Origin of the sequence: Streptomyces daghestanicus (assembly GCF_020521275.1) — a bacterium.
GTDB classification, from domain to species: domain Bacteria; phylum Actinomycetota; class Actinomycetes; order Streptomycetales; family Streptomycetaceae; genus Streptomyces; species Streptomyces griseoviridis.
The window spans coordinates 1,712,501-1,728,186 of record NZ_BNDX01000008.1 but is presented as its reverse complement, the minus strand read 5'-3'; the positions used below and the strand labels follow the sequence as shown (position 1 = coordinate 1,728,186).

The 15,686-nt window shown below is 73.9% G+C and carries 12 protein-coding genes; 7 read left to right on the top strand and 5 right to left on the bottom strand.

Going from position 1 to position 15,686, the window contains the following annotated elements:
* Window positions 1-102: 102 nt before the first annotated feature.
* Together disA and radA are read right to left on the bottom strand one after the other, a co-directional pair.
* Window positions 103-1,227 carry a DNA integrity scanning diadenylate cyclase DisA gene (gene disA, locus Sdagh_RS17320; RefSeq protein WP_189421989.1) on the bottom strand — a complete coding sequence of 375 codons (1,125 nt, stop codon included), beginning with the start codon at window positions 1,225-1,227 and terminating at the stop codon, window positions 103-105.
* An 81-nt stretch (window positions 1,228-1,308) separates the two neighbouring features.
* Complete coding sequence (radA, locus tag Sdagh_RS17315; RefSeq protein WP_190012085.1) at window positions 1,309-2,718, bottom strand: DNA repair protein RadA; 1,410 nt, start codon at window positions 2,716-2,718, stop codon at window positions 1,309-1,311.
* Between the two features lie 196 nt (window positions 2,719-2,914).
* On the opposite strand from radA, the gene Sdagh_RS17310 reads away from it, so the two are divergent.
* Entirely contained in the window at window positions 2,915-4,594 is a 1,680-nt protein-coding gene (locus Sdagh_RS17310; protein WP_190076945.1) for a hypothetical protein, read from the top strand.
* A 20-nt stretch (window positions 4,595-4,614) separates the two neighbouring features.
* Here the strand turns inward: Sdagh_RS17310 and Sdagh_RS17305 are convergent, their stop codons facing one another.
* Window positions 4,615-5,475, bottom strand: coding sequence for a DUF3109 family protein (locus tag Sdagh_RS17305; protein WP_189421992.1), 861 nt, complete (start codon window positions 5,473-5,475; stop codon window positions 4,615-4,617).
* A gap of 71 nt (window positions 5,476-5,546) precedes the next feature.
* Between Sdagh_RS17305 and Sdagh_RS17300 the strand changes: the two genes are divergently transcribed.
* The 3 genes from Sdagh_RS17300 (at window position 5,547) to ilvD (ending at window position 9,911) form a co-directional block, all read left to right on the top strand.
* On the top strand, window positions 5,547-6,479 hold the full coding sequence (locus tag Sdagh_RS17300; RefSeq protein ID WP_189421993.1) for a Ppx/GppA family phosphatase: 933 nt from the start codon (window positions 5,547-5,549) through the stop codon (window positions 6,477-6,479).
* Between the two features lie 565 nt (window positions 6,480-7,044).
* Window positions 7,045-7,860 (top strand): sugar phosphate isomerase/epimerase family protein, encoded by an 816-nt coding sequence (locus Sdagh_RS17295; protein WP_189421994.1) that lies wholly within the window; start codon window positions 7,045-7,047, stop codon window positions 7,858-7,860.
* A gap of 197 nt (window positions 7,861-8,057) precedes the next feature.
* Window positions 8,058-9,911 carry a dihydroxy-acid dehydratase gene (gene ilvD / locus Sdagh_RS17290; protein WP_189421995.1) on the top strand — a complete coding sequence of 618 codons (1,854 nt, stop codon included), beginning with the start codon at window positions 8,058-8,060 and terminating at the stop codon, window positions 9,909-9,911.
* A gap of 448 nt (window positions 9,912-10,359) precedes the next feature.
* Here the strand turns inward: ilvD and Sdagh_RS17285 are convergent, their stop codons facing one another.
* Window positions 10,360-12,477, bottom strand: a complete 2,118-nt coding sequence (locus Sdagh_RS17285; protein WP_190078759.1) for a serine/threonine-protein kinase — start codon at window positions 12,475-12,477, stop codon at window positions 10,360-10,362.
* A 160-nt stretch (window positions 12,478-12,637) separates the two neighbouring features.
* On the opposite strand from Sdagh_RS17285, the gene Sdagh_RS17280 reads away from it, so the two are divergent.
* The 3 genes from Sdagh_RS17280 (at window position 12,638) to proC (ending at window position 14,525) form a co-directional block, all read left to right on the top strand.
* The gene (locus Sdagh_RS17280; RefSeq protein ID WP_189421997.1) at window positions 12,638-12,943 is read left to right on the top strand and encodes an SH3 domain-containing protein; all 306 of its coding nucleotides are present in this window, start codon (window positions 12,638-12,640) and stop codon (window positions 12,941-12,943) included.
* A gap of 52 nt (window positions 12,944-12,995) precedes the next feature.
* A complete protein-coding gene (locus Sdagh_RS17275; RefSeq protein WP_370594910.1) occupies window positions 12,996-13,523 on the top strand; it encodes an EamA/RhaT family transporter in 528 nt (175 codons plus the stop codon).
* A 189-nt stretch (window positions 13,524-13,712) separates the two neighbouring features.
* Window positions 13,713-14,525, top strand: coding sequence for a pyrroline-5-carboxylate reductase (gene proC / locus Sdagh_RS17270; RefSeq protein WP_190078760.1), 813 nt, complete (start codon window positions 13,713-13,715; stop codon window positions 14,523-14,525).
* A 1-nt stretch (window position 14,526) separates the two neighbouring features.
* Here the strand turns inward: proC and trpS are convergent, their stop codons facing one another.
* Entirely contained in the window at window positions 14,527-15,525 is a 999-nt protein-coding gene (gene trpS, locus Sdagh_RS17265) for a tryptophan--tRNA ligase (protein ID WP_189421999.1), read from the bottom strand.
* Window positions 15,526-15,686: the final 161 nt, after the last annotated feature.

The following is a 15,686-nucleotide window of genomic DNA, read 5'->3' as shown; positions in this document are numbered from 1 at the left end:
AGGCCCTCAAGGGGCGCGAGGAACCGCGCACGGTTCCCCAGGCGACCAGCACGAAGAAACGCCCCGTTCCCCAAGAGCCCCCGCCTCGGCAACCGCCGGAGGCTACACGTACCGCTCGAGGATCGAACTCTCCGCCAACCGGGACAACCCCTCCCGCACACTCCGCGCCCGCGCCTCCCCGACGCCGTCCACGGTCTGCAGGTCGTCCACACTCGCCGCCAGCAGCTTCTGCAGTCCCCCGAAGTGCTCCACCAGCCGGTCGATGATCGCGCCGGGCAGCCGCGGCACCTTCGCCAGCAGCCGGAAGCCCCGCGGTGACACCGCCGAGTCGAGCGTCTCGGGCGAGCCGGGATACCCCAGCGCCCGCGCCACCGTCGGCAGTTCGAGCAGCTCGGCGTGGCTGAGCTTGTCCAGCTCGGCCAGCGCCTCGTCGACCGTACGGGACCGCTTCGCCGTCGGCTCGGGCACGTAGTCCCGCACCACCAGCTCGCGCTCCGGCTCGACGCCCGCGATCAGCTCCTCCAGCTGGAGCGCCAGCAGCCGGCCGTCGGTGCCCAGCTCCACCACGTACTCGGCGATCTCGTTGGCGATCAGGCGCACCATCTCCAGGCGCTGCGAGACCGCGGAGACGTCCCGGACGGTGACCAGGTCCTCGATCTCCAGCGCGGAGAGCGTGCCCGCGACCTCGTCCAGCCGGAGTTTGTACCGCTCCAGGGTGGCCAGCGCCTGGTTGGCGCGGGACAGGATCGCCGCCGAGTCCTCCAGGACCCGGCGCTGCCCGTCGACGTAGAGCGCGATCAGCCGCATGGACTGGGAGACGGAGACGACGGGGAAACCGACCTGCTTGCTGACCCGGTCCGCCGTGCGGTGCCGGGTGCCGGTCTCCTCGGTCGGGATCGTCGCGTCGGGCACGAACTGCACGCCGGCCCGCAGGATCTTCGACAGGTCCGAGGAGAGCACGATGCCGCCGTCGAGCTTGCACAGCTCGCGCAGCCGGGTCGCGGTGAACTCGACGTCCAGCACGAACCCGCCCGTGCACATCGTCTCCACGGTCCGGTCGGAGCCGAGCACGATCAGTCCGCCGGTGTTGCCGCGGAGCACCCGCTCCAGGCCGTCACGCAGCGCCGTTCCCGGTGCCACGGCGCTCAGCGAGGCGCGCATCAGGCCATCGGAACCGGCGCTCCCACCGGATTTCCCGGGAGCCGCCGCCCGGTCGTTGGCTGCCACTGCACTCCTCCGGTCGCAGGTTCTGGGACGCCCCCGTTTCGCGCACTCGGTTCGTACGGACGGGCGAGACCAGGGCAAAGTCTACCGGCGGTCCTCCTGCTCCCGTGGGGCCTCTCGCCGACGCGAGCGGGGAAGGACCCGCAGGGCGTCCCCTATGTCCGCGACTTCCAGGACCTTCATACCGGCCGGGACCTTCCCCGGATCGCCCGGTACCAGCGCGTGTGTGAAGCCCAGGCGGTGGGCCTCGGAGAGCCGGCGCTGCACGCCCGTGACCCGTCTCACCTCGCCGGCGAGCCCCACCTCACCGATCGCGACCAGGTTCTTCGGCAGCGGGGTGTCGCTGGCCGCGCTCGCCAGCGCCAGCGCGACGGCCAGGTCGGCGGCGGGCTCCGAGAGCCGCACCCCGCCGACCGTCGCGGAGTAGATGTCCCGCTTGCCCAGGGCGCTGATCCGGCCGCGCTGCTCCAGGACGGCCAGCATCATCGACACCCGGGACGTCTCCAGACCGGACGTGGTCCGGCGCGGGGAGGGGATCTGGGAGTCGACGGTGAGCGCCTGCACCTCGGCGACCAGCGGGCGGCGGCCCTCCAGGGTGACGGTCAGACAGGTGCCCGGCACCGGCTCGGCACGCCGGGTCAGGAACAGGCCGCTGGGGTCGGCGAGACCCACGATGCCCTCGTCGGACAGCTCGAAGCAGCCGACCTCGTCGGTGGCGCCGTAGCGGTTCTTGACGCCGCGGACGAGGCGGAGCCGGGCGTGCCGGTCGCCCTCGAAGGACAGGACGACGTCCACCAGGTGCTCCAGCAGGCGCGGGCCCGCGATCGCGCCGTCCTTGGTGACGTGACCGACCAGCAGCGTGGACATGCCGCGCTCCTTGGAGGCGCGGATCAGCGCGCCCGCCACCTCCCGCACCTGCGCCATGCCGCCCGGGGCGCCGTCGATCTCCGGGGAGGCCACGGTCTGCACCGAGTCCAGGATCAGCAGGGACGGCTTCACCGCGTCCAGATGGCCGAGGACCGCGGCGAGGTCGGTCTCCGCGGCCAGATAGAGATGGTCGTCGAGGGCGCCGATGCGGTCGGCGCGCAGCCGGACCTGGCTCGCCGACTCCTCGCCCGTGACATAGAGCGTCCGGTGCTCCTCGTCGGCCGCCTTGGCCGCCACGTCGAGCAGCAGTGTGGACTTGCCGACGCCCGGCTCGCCCGCCAGCAGCACCACCGCGCCCGGTACCAGCCCGCCGCCCAGCACCCGGTCCAGCTCCGGCACGCCGGTGGAGCGGGCGGTGGCCTGGCGGCCGTCGACCTGGCCGATGGGCAGCGCGGAGGTGGTGACGCGTCCCGGCGCCGTCGTACGGACCGCGGGCGCGCCGTACTCCTCGATCGTGCCCCACGCCTGGCACTCGGGGCAGCGGCCGAGCCACTTGGCCGTCTGCCAGCCGCACTCGGTGCAGCGGTAGGACGGACGGTCCTTGGTGGTCTTCGTACGGGCAGCCATGCGGGAAACCGTAACCGCCCCCACTGACAGTCCGTCCCGTTCCGCTCCCGGCAGGGCGCGGAACGGCCATCCGCCGTAAAACGCCAAGGGCGGAACAAACAGTTCCTGTCCTCTATTGAGGGATCGTTTCACCCGTACGGGTTAAAAGTGGTCCATGCGCCAGCCCGCGCCACCCATGTCCCCCTACGGTCACCGGATGAGCAGCAGTCCGCAGACCACGACCCGCACGACCGGCGCACACCGGGCGCACCGGGAAGAGCGTGACCGCGGCGCGGCGCGCACGGTGGCGCAGCGACCGCCCACGCCCCACGAGCCCTATCTGGACGGCCTGTTCACCTACTGCCTGTCCGTGCTGTGCGACCACGACGCCGCGACCGCCGCCCTCGGTGACGTCCTCGCCCTCGCCGAGCGCCGCCGGCACCGCTGCCCCCAAGGCGCCGGCGAGCGCCGCGCCTGGCTGTACGCGCTGGCCCGCTGGGCCTGTCTGCGCAGGCTGGCCGAGGACCGGGACAAGCGCCGGGCCGGCCACGCGGCCGGCCGCGCCGACTCCGGCCGCGCCCCCGCCGCCCCCGCGCTCCCCGAGGACGTCCAGGAGCACCGCCACCGCGAACTGGCCCTGCTCGCCTGGCCCGAGGCCGCCGGCACCTCCCCGGAGCAGCGCGAGGCGCTCGAACTCGCCGTGCGCCACCACCTGGCCGCCCACGAGGTCGCCGCCGTCCTCGGCCTGACCCCGGCCGCCGCGCGCGAACTGCTCGCCTCCGCCGCCTGCGAGGTCGAGCGCACCCGGGCCGCCCTCGCCGTCGTGGAGACCGGTACCTGTCCGGGCGTCGCCCGGTTCGCCGGCGACGACCGGCTGGTGCTCGGCGCGGCGCTCCGCCGCGAACTGGTCCGGCACGTGGACGACTGTCCGCGCTGCCGCCGCACCGCAGAGCGCGCCATCCCCGGCCGCTGGCCCGGCACCAGCGTCACGCCCGCCGCGCTGCCCCTCGTACCGGCCCCCCGCGCGGCGTTGCACCGGGCGGCGGCGCACCTCCCGCGCGCGCGGAGCGCCGCCCCGCGCTTCGACCGGCGCGGATTCCCGATGGACCCCGGTGACCGGGCCGCCCGCCGGGAGCGCCTGCGGGCGCGTGCCGTCACCACCACCGTCGTCGCCACCGTCGTGGCGGCCCCCGTGCTCGCCCTCTGGGCGGCCTACCGGGGCGCCCCGGTCGACGAGGCCGAGGACGGCCGCACGGCCAGCGCCAGCGGCACGCACGACTCCGGCGGTCCGGCGGCGGGCGGCTACGAGAACACGGGCAGCACCGGAGACGCCCCCGGCACCGACGACTCCGACCTCTCCGTCGAGGTGCTCGGCGGGGCCGGCCGCGCGGACACCGACCGGATGCGGGTGACCGCCGCCCGCAGCGGCTCGGCCACCGTCGTCACCCTCACCGCGACCGGCGACTCCCCGGTGCGCTGGTCCCTGTCGGTGGGCGCCCCCTGGCTCTACCTCAGCCGCTCCTCCGGCACCCTCGCCCCCGGTGCCACCACCACGGTCACGGTCCACGTCGACCAGTTGCGCGAGCCCGCCGGCCACTGGAGCGCCCGGGTCGCCGTCTCCCCCGTGGGCGCCGTCGTCTCCATCGAGGGCTACGGCACCGCCCCCAGCCCCGCCGGACCGGGCCCCCGCCCCGGCGCCCCCGGCACACCGCACACCCCGGCCCCGTCCGACCCCGGCCCCGCCCCCACGGCCACGGCACCCGCCGAGCCCACTCCCACCCCGACGCCCACACCCCCGCCCGCCGAGCCCACGCCGGGCGAGCCGTCCCCCACCGGCACGGGCGGCGCGACACCTCCGGCGGAGGGCGGCGGCGAACCCAGCCCGCCGACGCCGTAACCCGCTGCCCGCCCGGCCCCTCAGACCACCCGGTCCACCGGGTCGGCCGGGTGCGGCGCCAGCAGCGGCAGCCGCGAGGCCAGCCGCTCCTCGCACAGCTCGACCAGCCGGTCGTACCCGGCCTTGCCCATCAGCTCGATCAGCTCCGGCCGGTACGAGACGTACACCGGCTCGCCCGCGCCGTGCGCCGAGGTGGCCGACGTGCACCACCAGTGCAGGTCATGGCCGCCCGGACCCCAGCCGCGCCGGTCGTACTCACCGATCGACACCTGGAGGACCCGCGTGTCGTCGGGCCGGTCGATCCACTCGTACGTCCGCCGCACCGGAAGCTGCCAGCACACGTCCGGCTTGGTCTCCAGCGGCTCGCGGCCCTCCCGGAGCGCCAGGATGTGCAGCGAGCAGCCCGCGCCCCCGGCGAAACCGGGCCGGTTCTGGAAGATGCAGGACCCCTGGAACGGGCGGGTCTGCCGGGAACCCTCCTCGTCCTCGGACACCCAGCCGTTCGCCGTGCCCTCGGCGTGGTGCTGCCAGATGTCCGGCGTGAGCCTGGCCACATGCCCGGCGACCCGGGCCTCGTCGTCCTCGTCGGAGAAGTGGGCGCCCAGCGAGCAGCAGCCGTCGTCCGCGCGGCCCGCCTGGATTCCCTGGCAGCCGCTGCCGAAGACGCAGTTCCAGCGCGAGGTCAGCCAGGTCAGGTCGCAGCGGAAGACCTGTTCGTCGTCCGCCGGGTCCGGGAACTCCACCCACGCGCGCGCGAAGTCGAGGCCCTTCTCGTCGTCCCTGGGAGCGCCCCCCGAGACGTCCACGACCTTCTCGTACTTCTTGTTCCGCTTGTCCTTCTTGGAGGCTTTCGCGTCCTTCGCCTGCTTCGTCTTTGGCACCCGTCCAGGGTAAGACGCCCGGCCCCGGTGCCCCCACCACCGCCGGCCTTCCTGGCAGTAGCGTTCCGCCCATGAGACTCGGTGTCCTCGACGTGGGTTCGAACACGGTTCACCTCCTCGTGGTGGACGCGCACCCGGGCGCCCGCCCGCTGCCCGCGCACTCGCACAAGGCGGAACTGCGCCTCGCCCAACTCCTCGACGCGGACGGCGCGATAGGCGCCGAGGGCGTGGACCGGCTGACAGCCGTCGTCCGACGGGCGCTCCAGGCCGCCGAGGACAAGGGCGTCGAGGACCTGCTGCCGTTCGCCACCTCCGCGGTGCGCGAGGCGGGCAACGCCGACGAGGTGCTCGCCCGGGTCCGCGCCGAGACCGGCGTCGAGCTGGCCGTCCTGAGCGGCGCGGAGGAGGCCCGGCTGACCTTCCTCGCGGCCCGCCGCTGGTTCGGCTGGTCCGCGGGCAAGCTGCTCGTCCTCGACATCGGCGGCGGCTCCCTGGAGATCGCGTACGGCATCGACGAGGAACCCGACGCCGCCGTCTCCCTGCCGCTCGGCGCGGGCCGGCTGACCGCCGCGCGGCTGCCCGGCGACCCGCCCGGCCCGGAGGCCGTGCGCGCCCTGCGCCGCCACGTCCGTACCGAGATAGCCCGTACGGTCGGCGAGTTCAGCCGCTTCGGCGCTCCCGACCGCGTCGTCGCCACGTCCAAGACCTTCAAGCAGCTGGCCCGCCTGACCGGCGCCGCCCGCTCCGCCGAGGGCCTGTACGTCCAGCGGGAACTGAAACGCTCCTCCCTGGAGAGCTGGGTCCCGCGTCTGGCCGCCATGACCACCGCCGAACGCGCCGACCTCCCCGGAGTCTCCGAGGGCAGGGCCAACCAACTGGTCGCCGGCGCCCTGGTCGCCGAGGCGGCGATGGACCTCTTCGCCGTGGAAACCGTGGAAATCTGCCCCTGGGCCCTACGGGAGGGAGTGATCCTCCGCCGCCTGGACCACATGCACCACGCGTAACACCCCCGTCGGGGGCGCGGGGAACTGCGCGATCAACCACGACGAACCGGCACCCGTCCACGGCCCGTCCCGCGACGGCGCTGTCGGGGGCGCGGGGAACTGCGCGATCAACCACGTCGAACCGGCACCCGTCCGCGACCCGTCCCGCGACGGCGCTGTCGGGGGCGCGGGGAACTGCGCGATCAACCACGTCGAACCGGCACCCGTCCGCGACCCGTCCCGCGACGGCGCTGTCGGGGGCGCGGGGAACTGCGCGATCAACCACGTCGAACCGGCACCCGTCCGCGACCCGTCCCGCGACGGCGCTGTCGGGGGCGCGGGGAACTGCGCGATCAACCACGTCGAACCGGCACCCGTCCACGGCCCGTCCCGCGACGGCGCTCTCGGGGGCGCGGGGAACTGCGCGATCAACCACGACGAACCGGCACCCGTCCGCGACCCGTCCCCCCACGGCGCTCTCAGGGGCGCGGGGAACCCCGCAGACCCCGCATCCTCCCTATGGCACTCACCACAACGACGAACACCCGGCCAAGCCCACCCGCCCGCACCCCGTAACCTGAACGGCATGGCGGAGCCCCTACGCATCCCGGATGCGAAGGTCGCCCTGTCGACGGCCTCCGTCTACCCGGAGTCGACGGCGACGGCCTTCGAGATCGCCGCGCGCCTCGGATACGACGGCGTCGAGGTCATGGTGTGGACCGACCCGGTCAGCCAGGACATCGAGGCGCTGCGCAGACTCAGCGACTACCACCAGGTGCCGATCCTGGCCATCCACGCCCCCTGCCTGCTCATCACCCAGCGGGTGTGGTCAACCGACCCCTGGGTCAAGCTCCAGCGCGCCCGCGCCGCCGCCGAGAAGCTCGGCGCGAGCACCGTCGTCGTCCACCCGCCCTTCCGCTGGCAGCGGCAGTACGCCCGCGCCTTCGTCGAGGGCGTGTGGCGCATGGCGAACGAGACGGACGTACGGTTCGCCGTCGAGAACATGTACCCCTGGCGCTACCGCGACCGCGAGATGCTCGCCTACGCCCCCGACTGGGACGTCACCAAGGACGACTACCGGCACTTCACGATCGACCTCAGCCACACCGCCACCGCCCGCACCGACGCCCTCGGCATGGTCTCCCGCATGGGCGACCGGCTCGGCCACGTCCACCTCGCCGACGGCCGCGGCTCCGCGAAGGACGAGCACCTCGTCCCCGGCCGCGGCACCCAGCCCTGCGCCGAGCTGCTGGAGGGCCTCGCCCTGACCGGCTTCGACGGGCACGTCGTCATCGAGGTCAACACCCGCAGGGCGATGTCCAGCGCCGAACGGGAGGCCGACCTCGCGGAGGCCCTGGCCTTCACCCGCCTCCATCTGGCCGCCGCGACGAAGGCCCACTGAACCCCGTACGCATCTGAACCCCCGTACGCATCTGAACCCCGTACACACCCGAACCCCGTACGCACCACCGGCGGCCCCGCCCCGGGCACCCCGGCCGCGCGAGATCCGTATCCCGCATTACGGACACCTTGTCCCGAACCCTGGATGACCGGCGTACGCTCGACAGCAGCCACATCCGTCTGAAGGAGCGAGCGACGATGCCCGAGCTGAGGTCCCGCACAGTCACCCACGGCCGCAACATGGCGGGCGCCCGCGCCCTTATGCGTGCCTCCGGTGTACCCGGTGCGGACATCGGCCGGAAGCCGATCATCGCGATCGCCAACAGCTTCACGGAGTTCGTGCCCGGCCACACCCACCTCGCCCCCGTCGGCCGGATCGTCAGCGAGGCGGTCACGGCGGCCGGCGGCATCCCGCGCGAGTTCAACACGATCGCCGTCGACGACGGCATCGCCATGGGCCACGGCGGCATGCTCTACTCCCTGCCCTCCCGCGACCTGATCGCGGACAGCGTGGAGTACATGGTCGAGGCGCACTGCGCGGACGCCCTGGTCTGCATCTCCAACTGCGACAAGATCACCCCGGGCATGCTGATGGCCGCCCTGCGCCTCGACATCCCGACGGTCTTCGTCTCCGGCGGCCCGATGGAGTCCGGCCGCGCGACCCTGGTCGACGGCACGGTCCGCACGCTCGACCTGGTCGACGCGATCTCCGACGCGGTCAACGACAAGATCTCCGACGAGGACATGCTCCGCATCGAGGAGAGCGCCTGTCCGACCTGCGGCTCCTGCTCCGGCATGTTCACCGCCAACTCGATGAACTGCCTGACCGAGGCCATCGGCCTCTCCCTCCCCGGCAACGGCTCGGTGCTGGCCACCCACACCGCCCGCCGCGCGCTCTACGAGAACGCGGCGCGCACGGTGATGGACATCACCCACCGGTACTACTACGAGGACGACGACACGGTCCTGCCGCGCAACGTCGCCTCACTCGCCGCGTTCGAGAACGCGATGGCACTGGACATCGCCATGGGCGGTTCCACCAACACGATCCTGCACCTGCTGGCCGCCGCCCAGGAGGCGGGCGTGCCCTTCGGCCTGGAGGAGATCGACGCCGTCTCGCGCCGCGTGCCCTGCCTCGCCAAGGTCGCGCCGAACGTCACCAAGAACGGCACGTACTACATGGAGGACGTGCACCGCGCCGGCGGCATCCCCGCCCTCCTCGGCGAACTGCACCGGGCGGGCCTGCTCAACGAGGACGTGCACAGCGTCCACAGCCCCTCCCTCGCCGACTGGCTGAAGACCTGGGACGTGCGCGGCGGCTCCCCGTCCCCCGAGGCGGTCGAGCTGTGGCACGCGGCCCCCGGCTGCGTCCGCTCCTCCGAGGCGTTCTCCCAGTCCGAGCGCTGGGACACCCTGGACACGGACGCCGAGCACGGCTGCATCCACTCCGCCGAGCACGCCTACTCCAAGGACGGCGGCCTCGCGGTGCTGCGCGGCAACCTCGCCGTCGACGGCGCGGTCGTGAAGACGGCCGGCGTCGACGAGTCGATCTGGACCTTCGAGGGCCCGGCGGTGGTCTGCGAGTCGCAGGAGGAGGCCGTCGAGAAGATCCTCAACAAGAAGATCACCCACGGTGACGTGGTCGTCATCCGCTACGAGGGCCCCAAGGGCGGCCCCGGCATGCAGGAGATGCTCCACCCGACGTCCTTCCTCAAGGGCCGGGGCCTCGGCAAGACCTGCGCGCTGGTGACGGACGGCCGTTTCTCCGGCGGCACCTCCGGCCTGTCCATCGGCCACGCCAGTCCCGAGGCGGCCTCCGGCGGCACCATCGCGCTGGTCGAGGACGGCGACCGCATCCGCATCGACATCCCGAACCGCTCGATCGAGCTGCTGGTCGACGACGCCGAGCTGGCCCGCCGCGCGCAGGCGCTGAACGGCGCGTACGTCCCGAAGAACCGCGACCGCAAGGTCTCGGTCGCGCTGCGCGCCTACGCCGCGATGGCGACCAGCGCGGACAAGGGCGCCGTCCGCGACGTCACCAAGCTCGGCTGACCACCCGCGTCACCACGGGCCGGGCCCGGCGACCTCAGCCGACCCGGCCCGTCACCACCAGGACGCCCCCAGAGCCGGTCGCCCGGCCCGTCACCCCAGGCCGTTCCGGTGCGTCACCGTTGGGCCGGTGTTCTCGTGGCACCACGGGCCGTTCCGGTGCGTCACCGTTGGGCCGGTGTTCTCGTGGCACCACGGGCCGTTCCGGTGCGTCACCGTTGGGCCGGTGTTCTCGTGGCACTACGGGCCGTTCCGGTGCGTCACCGTTGGGCCGGTGTTCTCGTGGCACCACGGGCCGTTCCGGTGCGTCACCACGGGGCCGGTGTCCTCGTGGCACCACGGGCCGTTCCGGCGCGTCACCACGGGGCCGGTGTCCCCGTCGCACCACAGGCTGTTCCGGTGCGTCACCGCTGGGCCGGTGTCCCCGCCGCTCCCGGCCGGGTCCCGCCCCTCACCACCCGGCCGGTTCCCGCCCGTCCACCGCGAAGACCGTCCCGTCGGGCGCCCCGGCGTACACCCGCCCCCCGGCGAGGACCGGCGCCGGCAGCGCGGCCGTCACCCGGTCCGCGTCGGCCGCCGGCCGCGGGGCCGTCTGCCCCAGCAGCCGCCCGGTCCGGGCGTCCACCCCCAGCAGGCGCCCGTCCGGCGCGGCGACGTACACCCGCCGCCCGTCGGTGACGGGCGCCGACCCGCGGCTGACCCCGGTCTCCAGGCTCCACCGCCGTTTCCCCGCCGCCAGGTCGACGGCGAGCAGGGTGCCGCCCGCCCCCGTCACGTACACGGTGTCCTCGTGCACGGCAGCCTGCGCGCGGGCCACCGGCACGGACAGCGCCACCCGGCGCACCGCCTCGGTCGCCGGCGTGTAGCGGACGACGGCCCGGGTCTCGCCGTAGACCGCGTCGGTGTCGAGGAAGAGGACGGAACCGTCCACCGCCCCCAGCGGCTCCAGCGACCCCGCCAGCTCCGCGTCCCACCGCACCTCGCCCGTCCCCGGGTCCACCGCGGTGACCCGGGTGCCCGTCCCGTCCGCCGAGACGCTGCTCGCGTACGCCGTCACCTCGCCGCCGGACGCGGTGAAGGAGGCGAAGTACGGCATCGGCTGCCCGGGGACCCGCCGTGACCACAGGAGGTCGCCGGAGGCGCTGTCCACGCCGGTGACCTCGCCGTCCGTGCCGGTGAGCAGCAGCGTGCCGCCGGCCCGGTGCAGGGCGTGGTGCTCGGGCACCGTCCGCCGCCAGGCCGGCTCCCCGGAGGCCGGGTCGTACGCGGTCAGCGCCTCGCCCTCGTTCAGGGCGGGCTGCACCAGGCCGCCCGCGAGGACCGGCGGCCCGCTGCGGGAGCCCGCCGCGACCGGGAGCCGCCACAGCCGTCCGCCGGTGTCCGGGTCGAGGGCGAACACCTCCCCGCCCCGCCCGCACAGCAGCCGTCCCGCCCCGAACGAACAAGCGGTGCTCCCGGCCCCGGACGCCGGGGCCGTCGCCCACCCGGCGAAGGACACCGACGCGGCCCGCGGGGCGCCAGGCTCCTCCCCGCCGACCGCCCGTACGACCCCGAACACGCCGACGGCCACCAGACAGAGCGCCCCGGCGACCACGGCCGCGCGCCGGCGGACCCGGCGGGCACCGCCGCCCGCCGCCCCGGGCGCCCCCTCCCGCTCCGCGCCGGCCCCCGTGCCGTCCGGCTCCCCGGCCTCCCGCTGCGCCGGTACGAACGCCTGCGTGTCGTACGACGCCGACACCGACCGCAGCCGCCGCATCAGCTCGTCCGGCGTCGGCCGGTCCGCCGGCTCCTTCGCCAGGCACCGCTCCACCAGCCCGGCCAGCGACGAGGGCACCCCGGTCAGATCCGGCTCGTCGTGCACCACCTGGTACGCCACGACGTACGGGCTGTCCGAGTCGAACGGCCCGCGTCCGGTCGCCGCGTGCACCATCACCGAGCCCAGCGCGAACACATCGGCCGCCGGCCCCACCTCCCGGGGACGCCGGAACTGCTCGGGCGCCATGAACGGCGGTGTCCCGATCAACTTCCCCGTCTCCGTGCGCAGTTCGCTGTCGGACGGCCGCGAGATCCCGAAGTCGATGACCTTCGGCCCGTCCTCGCCCAGCAGGACATTGCCCGGCTTGAGATCCCGGTGCACGACCCCGACCCGGTGGATGTCCCGCAACGCCTCCGCCAGCCCGGCCATCAGCCGCCGCAGCCGGTCGGCGTCCAGCGGACCGTTCCGCTTCACCTCCTCGGCCAGGGTCGGCGCGTCGATGAAGAGCGTGGCCATCCACGGCCGTTCGGCGTCCGGATCGGCGTCCACGACCGGCGCGGTGAACGCCCCGCTCACCCGCCGCGCCGCCGCCACCTCCTGCCGGAACCGCCCCCTGAACTCAGGGTCCCGGGCGAACTCGGCGTGCACGACCTTCACCGCCAGCCGCATCCCCGAGGTACTGGTGGCCAGGTGCACCACCCCCATGCCGCCCGAACCCAGACAGGACTCCAGCCGATGGTGACCGGCATACTCCGGAAGCTCCGCTTCCGCATCCACCCCGTGACCGGCTCGGACGTTCCGCTGCGGCGCCATGGGACCCCCCGTACTGTTCGTCCGCGCGCGCGACGCACGGAGCCTAGTCGATGACTCGTTCGCGACAGAGGAGGCTTGCTAGCCTCCGCGTGCGAGGGGCGAACTCCTGTGCCAGCCGGGGCACGCCCCGTCCACTCGACAACTCAACGGGGGAATTCACATGTCGGTCGAACAGACCACGGAAGCCGTCAGCGCCGAGAGCACGGCGGCGGCCGACCTCACCTATTTCGCCGTGGCCCCGGGCGTCCGCCTCAACGTCCGCAGCGGTCCGGGCACCCAGTACGCGCTCGTCAAGGTCCTGCCCGTGGGCGCCAAGGTCCCGATCTTCTGCCAGTCCCCGGGCACCCGCGTCACCGGCACCTACGGCACCACGAACATCTGGGACAACATCGACAACGGCGAGTACGTCTCGGACGCCTACGTCCACACCGGCAGCGACGGCTACGTCCGCCCGCGCTGCTCCTGACCCCCGCGGAGCCCGCGGCGGGGGCGACGGGCACGGCGGCCATAATCGAGACGTGAGCGCGAAGAACGGCACGGACCGTACGAACGGCACGAGCGACCCGGAGGGCACCGGCACCCCGGTGACCACCGGCCCCCGCCCGGAACCCCTCCGGTTCTTCGGCACGACCTGGGTGCACCACGACGGCGGCTACACCGCCCGCCGCCTCGGCCTCGCCGCGGGCGCGCTGCTCCTGACGGCCGCCGGCTGCCTCGTGCTGCGCGTCGCCTACCAGGGCCTCCAGCTCGCGGACGTCGGCGGTTTCGTCACCGCCCTGGTGGTCGTGATGTTCGCGGTGTGCGGCGCCCTGGCGTTCGGCCACACCTGGGGCGCCTTCACCACCCGCCCCGACCCCGCCCGCCAGGCGTCCCTGCGCGGCCTCCTCGCGATCGGCTTCCTCGGTTCCCTCCTCGCCTACGCCCTGCGCTGTCTGACCGAGGCCCCCGGCGAGAAACTGCACCGCGAGGAGTACGAGGCGGCCCGCGCCCGCCACGAGAAGCGCGCCACCCGCCGCTCGGGCAACCCCGGGAACCGCCGCCGCTGAGGACGTTCAGGTTCCGCTGCCCCTCCGGGCCACCCCGGCGGTATGACCGCCCCCGGCGTCACCCCGCGCCGACGCCTGCGCCGGCCCGCTCGCCCGCGCCCGGTCCCGCCCACTGGACGCCCCGCCCCCGCCCGCCCCCGGGATGCGAGGATGAGGCCGGACGACGCACCCTCGGAGGCACCCGCAGCCATGACCCAGAAAGTCGCAGTCCTCGGCACCGGCAAGATCGGCGAAGCCCTGCTCAGCGGAATGATCCGGGCCGGCTGGAACTCCGCCGACCTCCTGGTCACCACCCGCCGCCGGGAACGGGCGGACGAGCTCCACGCCCGGCACGGCGTCACCCCGGTCACCAACACCGAGGCCGCCAAGACCGCCGACACCCTGATCCTCACGGTCAAGCCGCAGGACATGGGCACCCTCCTCGACGAGCTGGCCCCCCACCTCCCCGCCGACCGCCTGGTCATCAGCGGCGCGGCGGGCATCCCGACCGCGTACTTCGAGGAGCGCCTCGCGGCCGCCACCCCGGTGGTCCGCGTCATGACGAACACCCCCGCCCTCGTGGACGAGGCCATGTCCGTCATCTCCGCCGGCACCCACGCCACCGCCGCCCACCTCGCGCACGCCGAGGAGATCTTCGGCGCGGTCGGCAAGACCCTCCGCGTCCCCGAGTCCCAGCAGGACGCCTGCACGGCCCTCTCCGGCTCCGGCCCGGCGTACTTCTTCTACCTGGTCGAAGCCATGACCGACGCCGGCATCCTGCTCGGCCTGCCCCGCGACAAGGCCCACGAGCTGATCGTCCAGTCCGCGATCGGCGCCGCGACCATGCTCCGCGACAGCGGCGAACACCCGGTCAAGCTCCGCGAGAACGTCACCTCTCCCGCCGGTACGACGATCAGCGCCATCCGCGAACTGGAGAGCCACGGCGTCCGCGCGGCCCTGATCGCCGCCCTGGAGGCAGCCCGCGACCGCAGCCGCGAGCTGGCCTCCGGCACCACCGGCTGACCTACGGGGCGAGCAATCCGATCGCCCGGTAGGCGGCGTCCACGGTGGGCCGCGCGATGCCCCGGGCCCGCGCGGCCCCCTCCCGCAGCACCCCCTCCACATGGCCCGGATCGGCGCACAGCTCCCGGTGCCGCTCCCGCACCGGCCGCAACACCTCCACGACCGCCTCCGCGACGTCCTTCTTCAGCGCCCCGTACGAGTCGTAGCCCGCCGCCAGCTCCTCGGGCTCCCCGCCCGCGCAGGCGGCGAGGATCTCCAGCAGGTTCGCCACGCCGGGCCGCTCGACCCGGTCGTACACGACACCGCCCTCACCGCTGTCGGTGACGGCCCGCATGACCTTCCTCCGCACGACCTCCGGCTCGTCGAGCAGATAGACGATCCCCGGCCCGGTGTCGTCGCTCTTCCCCATCTTCGACGCCGGGTCCTGGAGGTTCATCACCCGCGCCGCCACCGCCGGCGGGGTCGCCCGCGGCACCGTGAACGTGTGCCCGTACCGCTGGTTGAACCGCACCGCCAGATCCCGCGCCAGCTCCACGTGCTGCGCCTGGTCGTCCCCCACCGGCACCTCGTCCGCGTTGTACGCCAGGATGTCCGCCGCCATCAGCGCGGGATACGTCAGCAGCGACAGCCGCACACTCCCGCCCCGCACCCGCTCCCGCGCGGCCTTCTCCTTGTACTGGATCATCCGCCGCATCTCCCCGTCGGTCGCGACGCACTCCATCACGTACGACAGCCGCGCGTGCTCGTCCACATGGCTCTGCACGAACACGGTGCACAGCTCCGGATCGAGCCCCGAGGCCAGCAGCAGCGACGCCGCCTGCCGGCTCAGCCTGCGCACCCGCGCCGGATCGTGCTCCACGGTCAGCGCGTGGAGGTCGACGACGCAGAACAGCGCCTCGCCCCGGTGCTGACCGACGGCGGCCCACTGCCGCAGCGCGCCCAGATAGTTCCCCAGCGTCAGATGCCCGGTCGGCTTGACCCCACTGAAGACTCGCGTCATCCCTCTGCTCTCCTCCTGGTCAGGACTTCCGCGACCCGCCGGCCGCCCCTCCTGGAGGGAGATACGAGAAACGGCCGCCGAGGCGGCGGCCGTCGCATGCGTACGTGAACGCGGGCCGCCGTCAGGCGGCCCACCAGCACTGGCTGTTCGTACGCGTCATC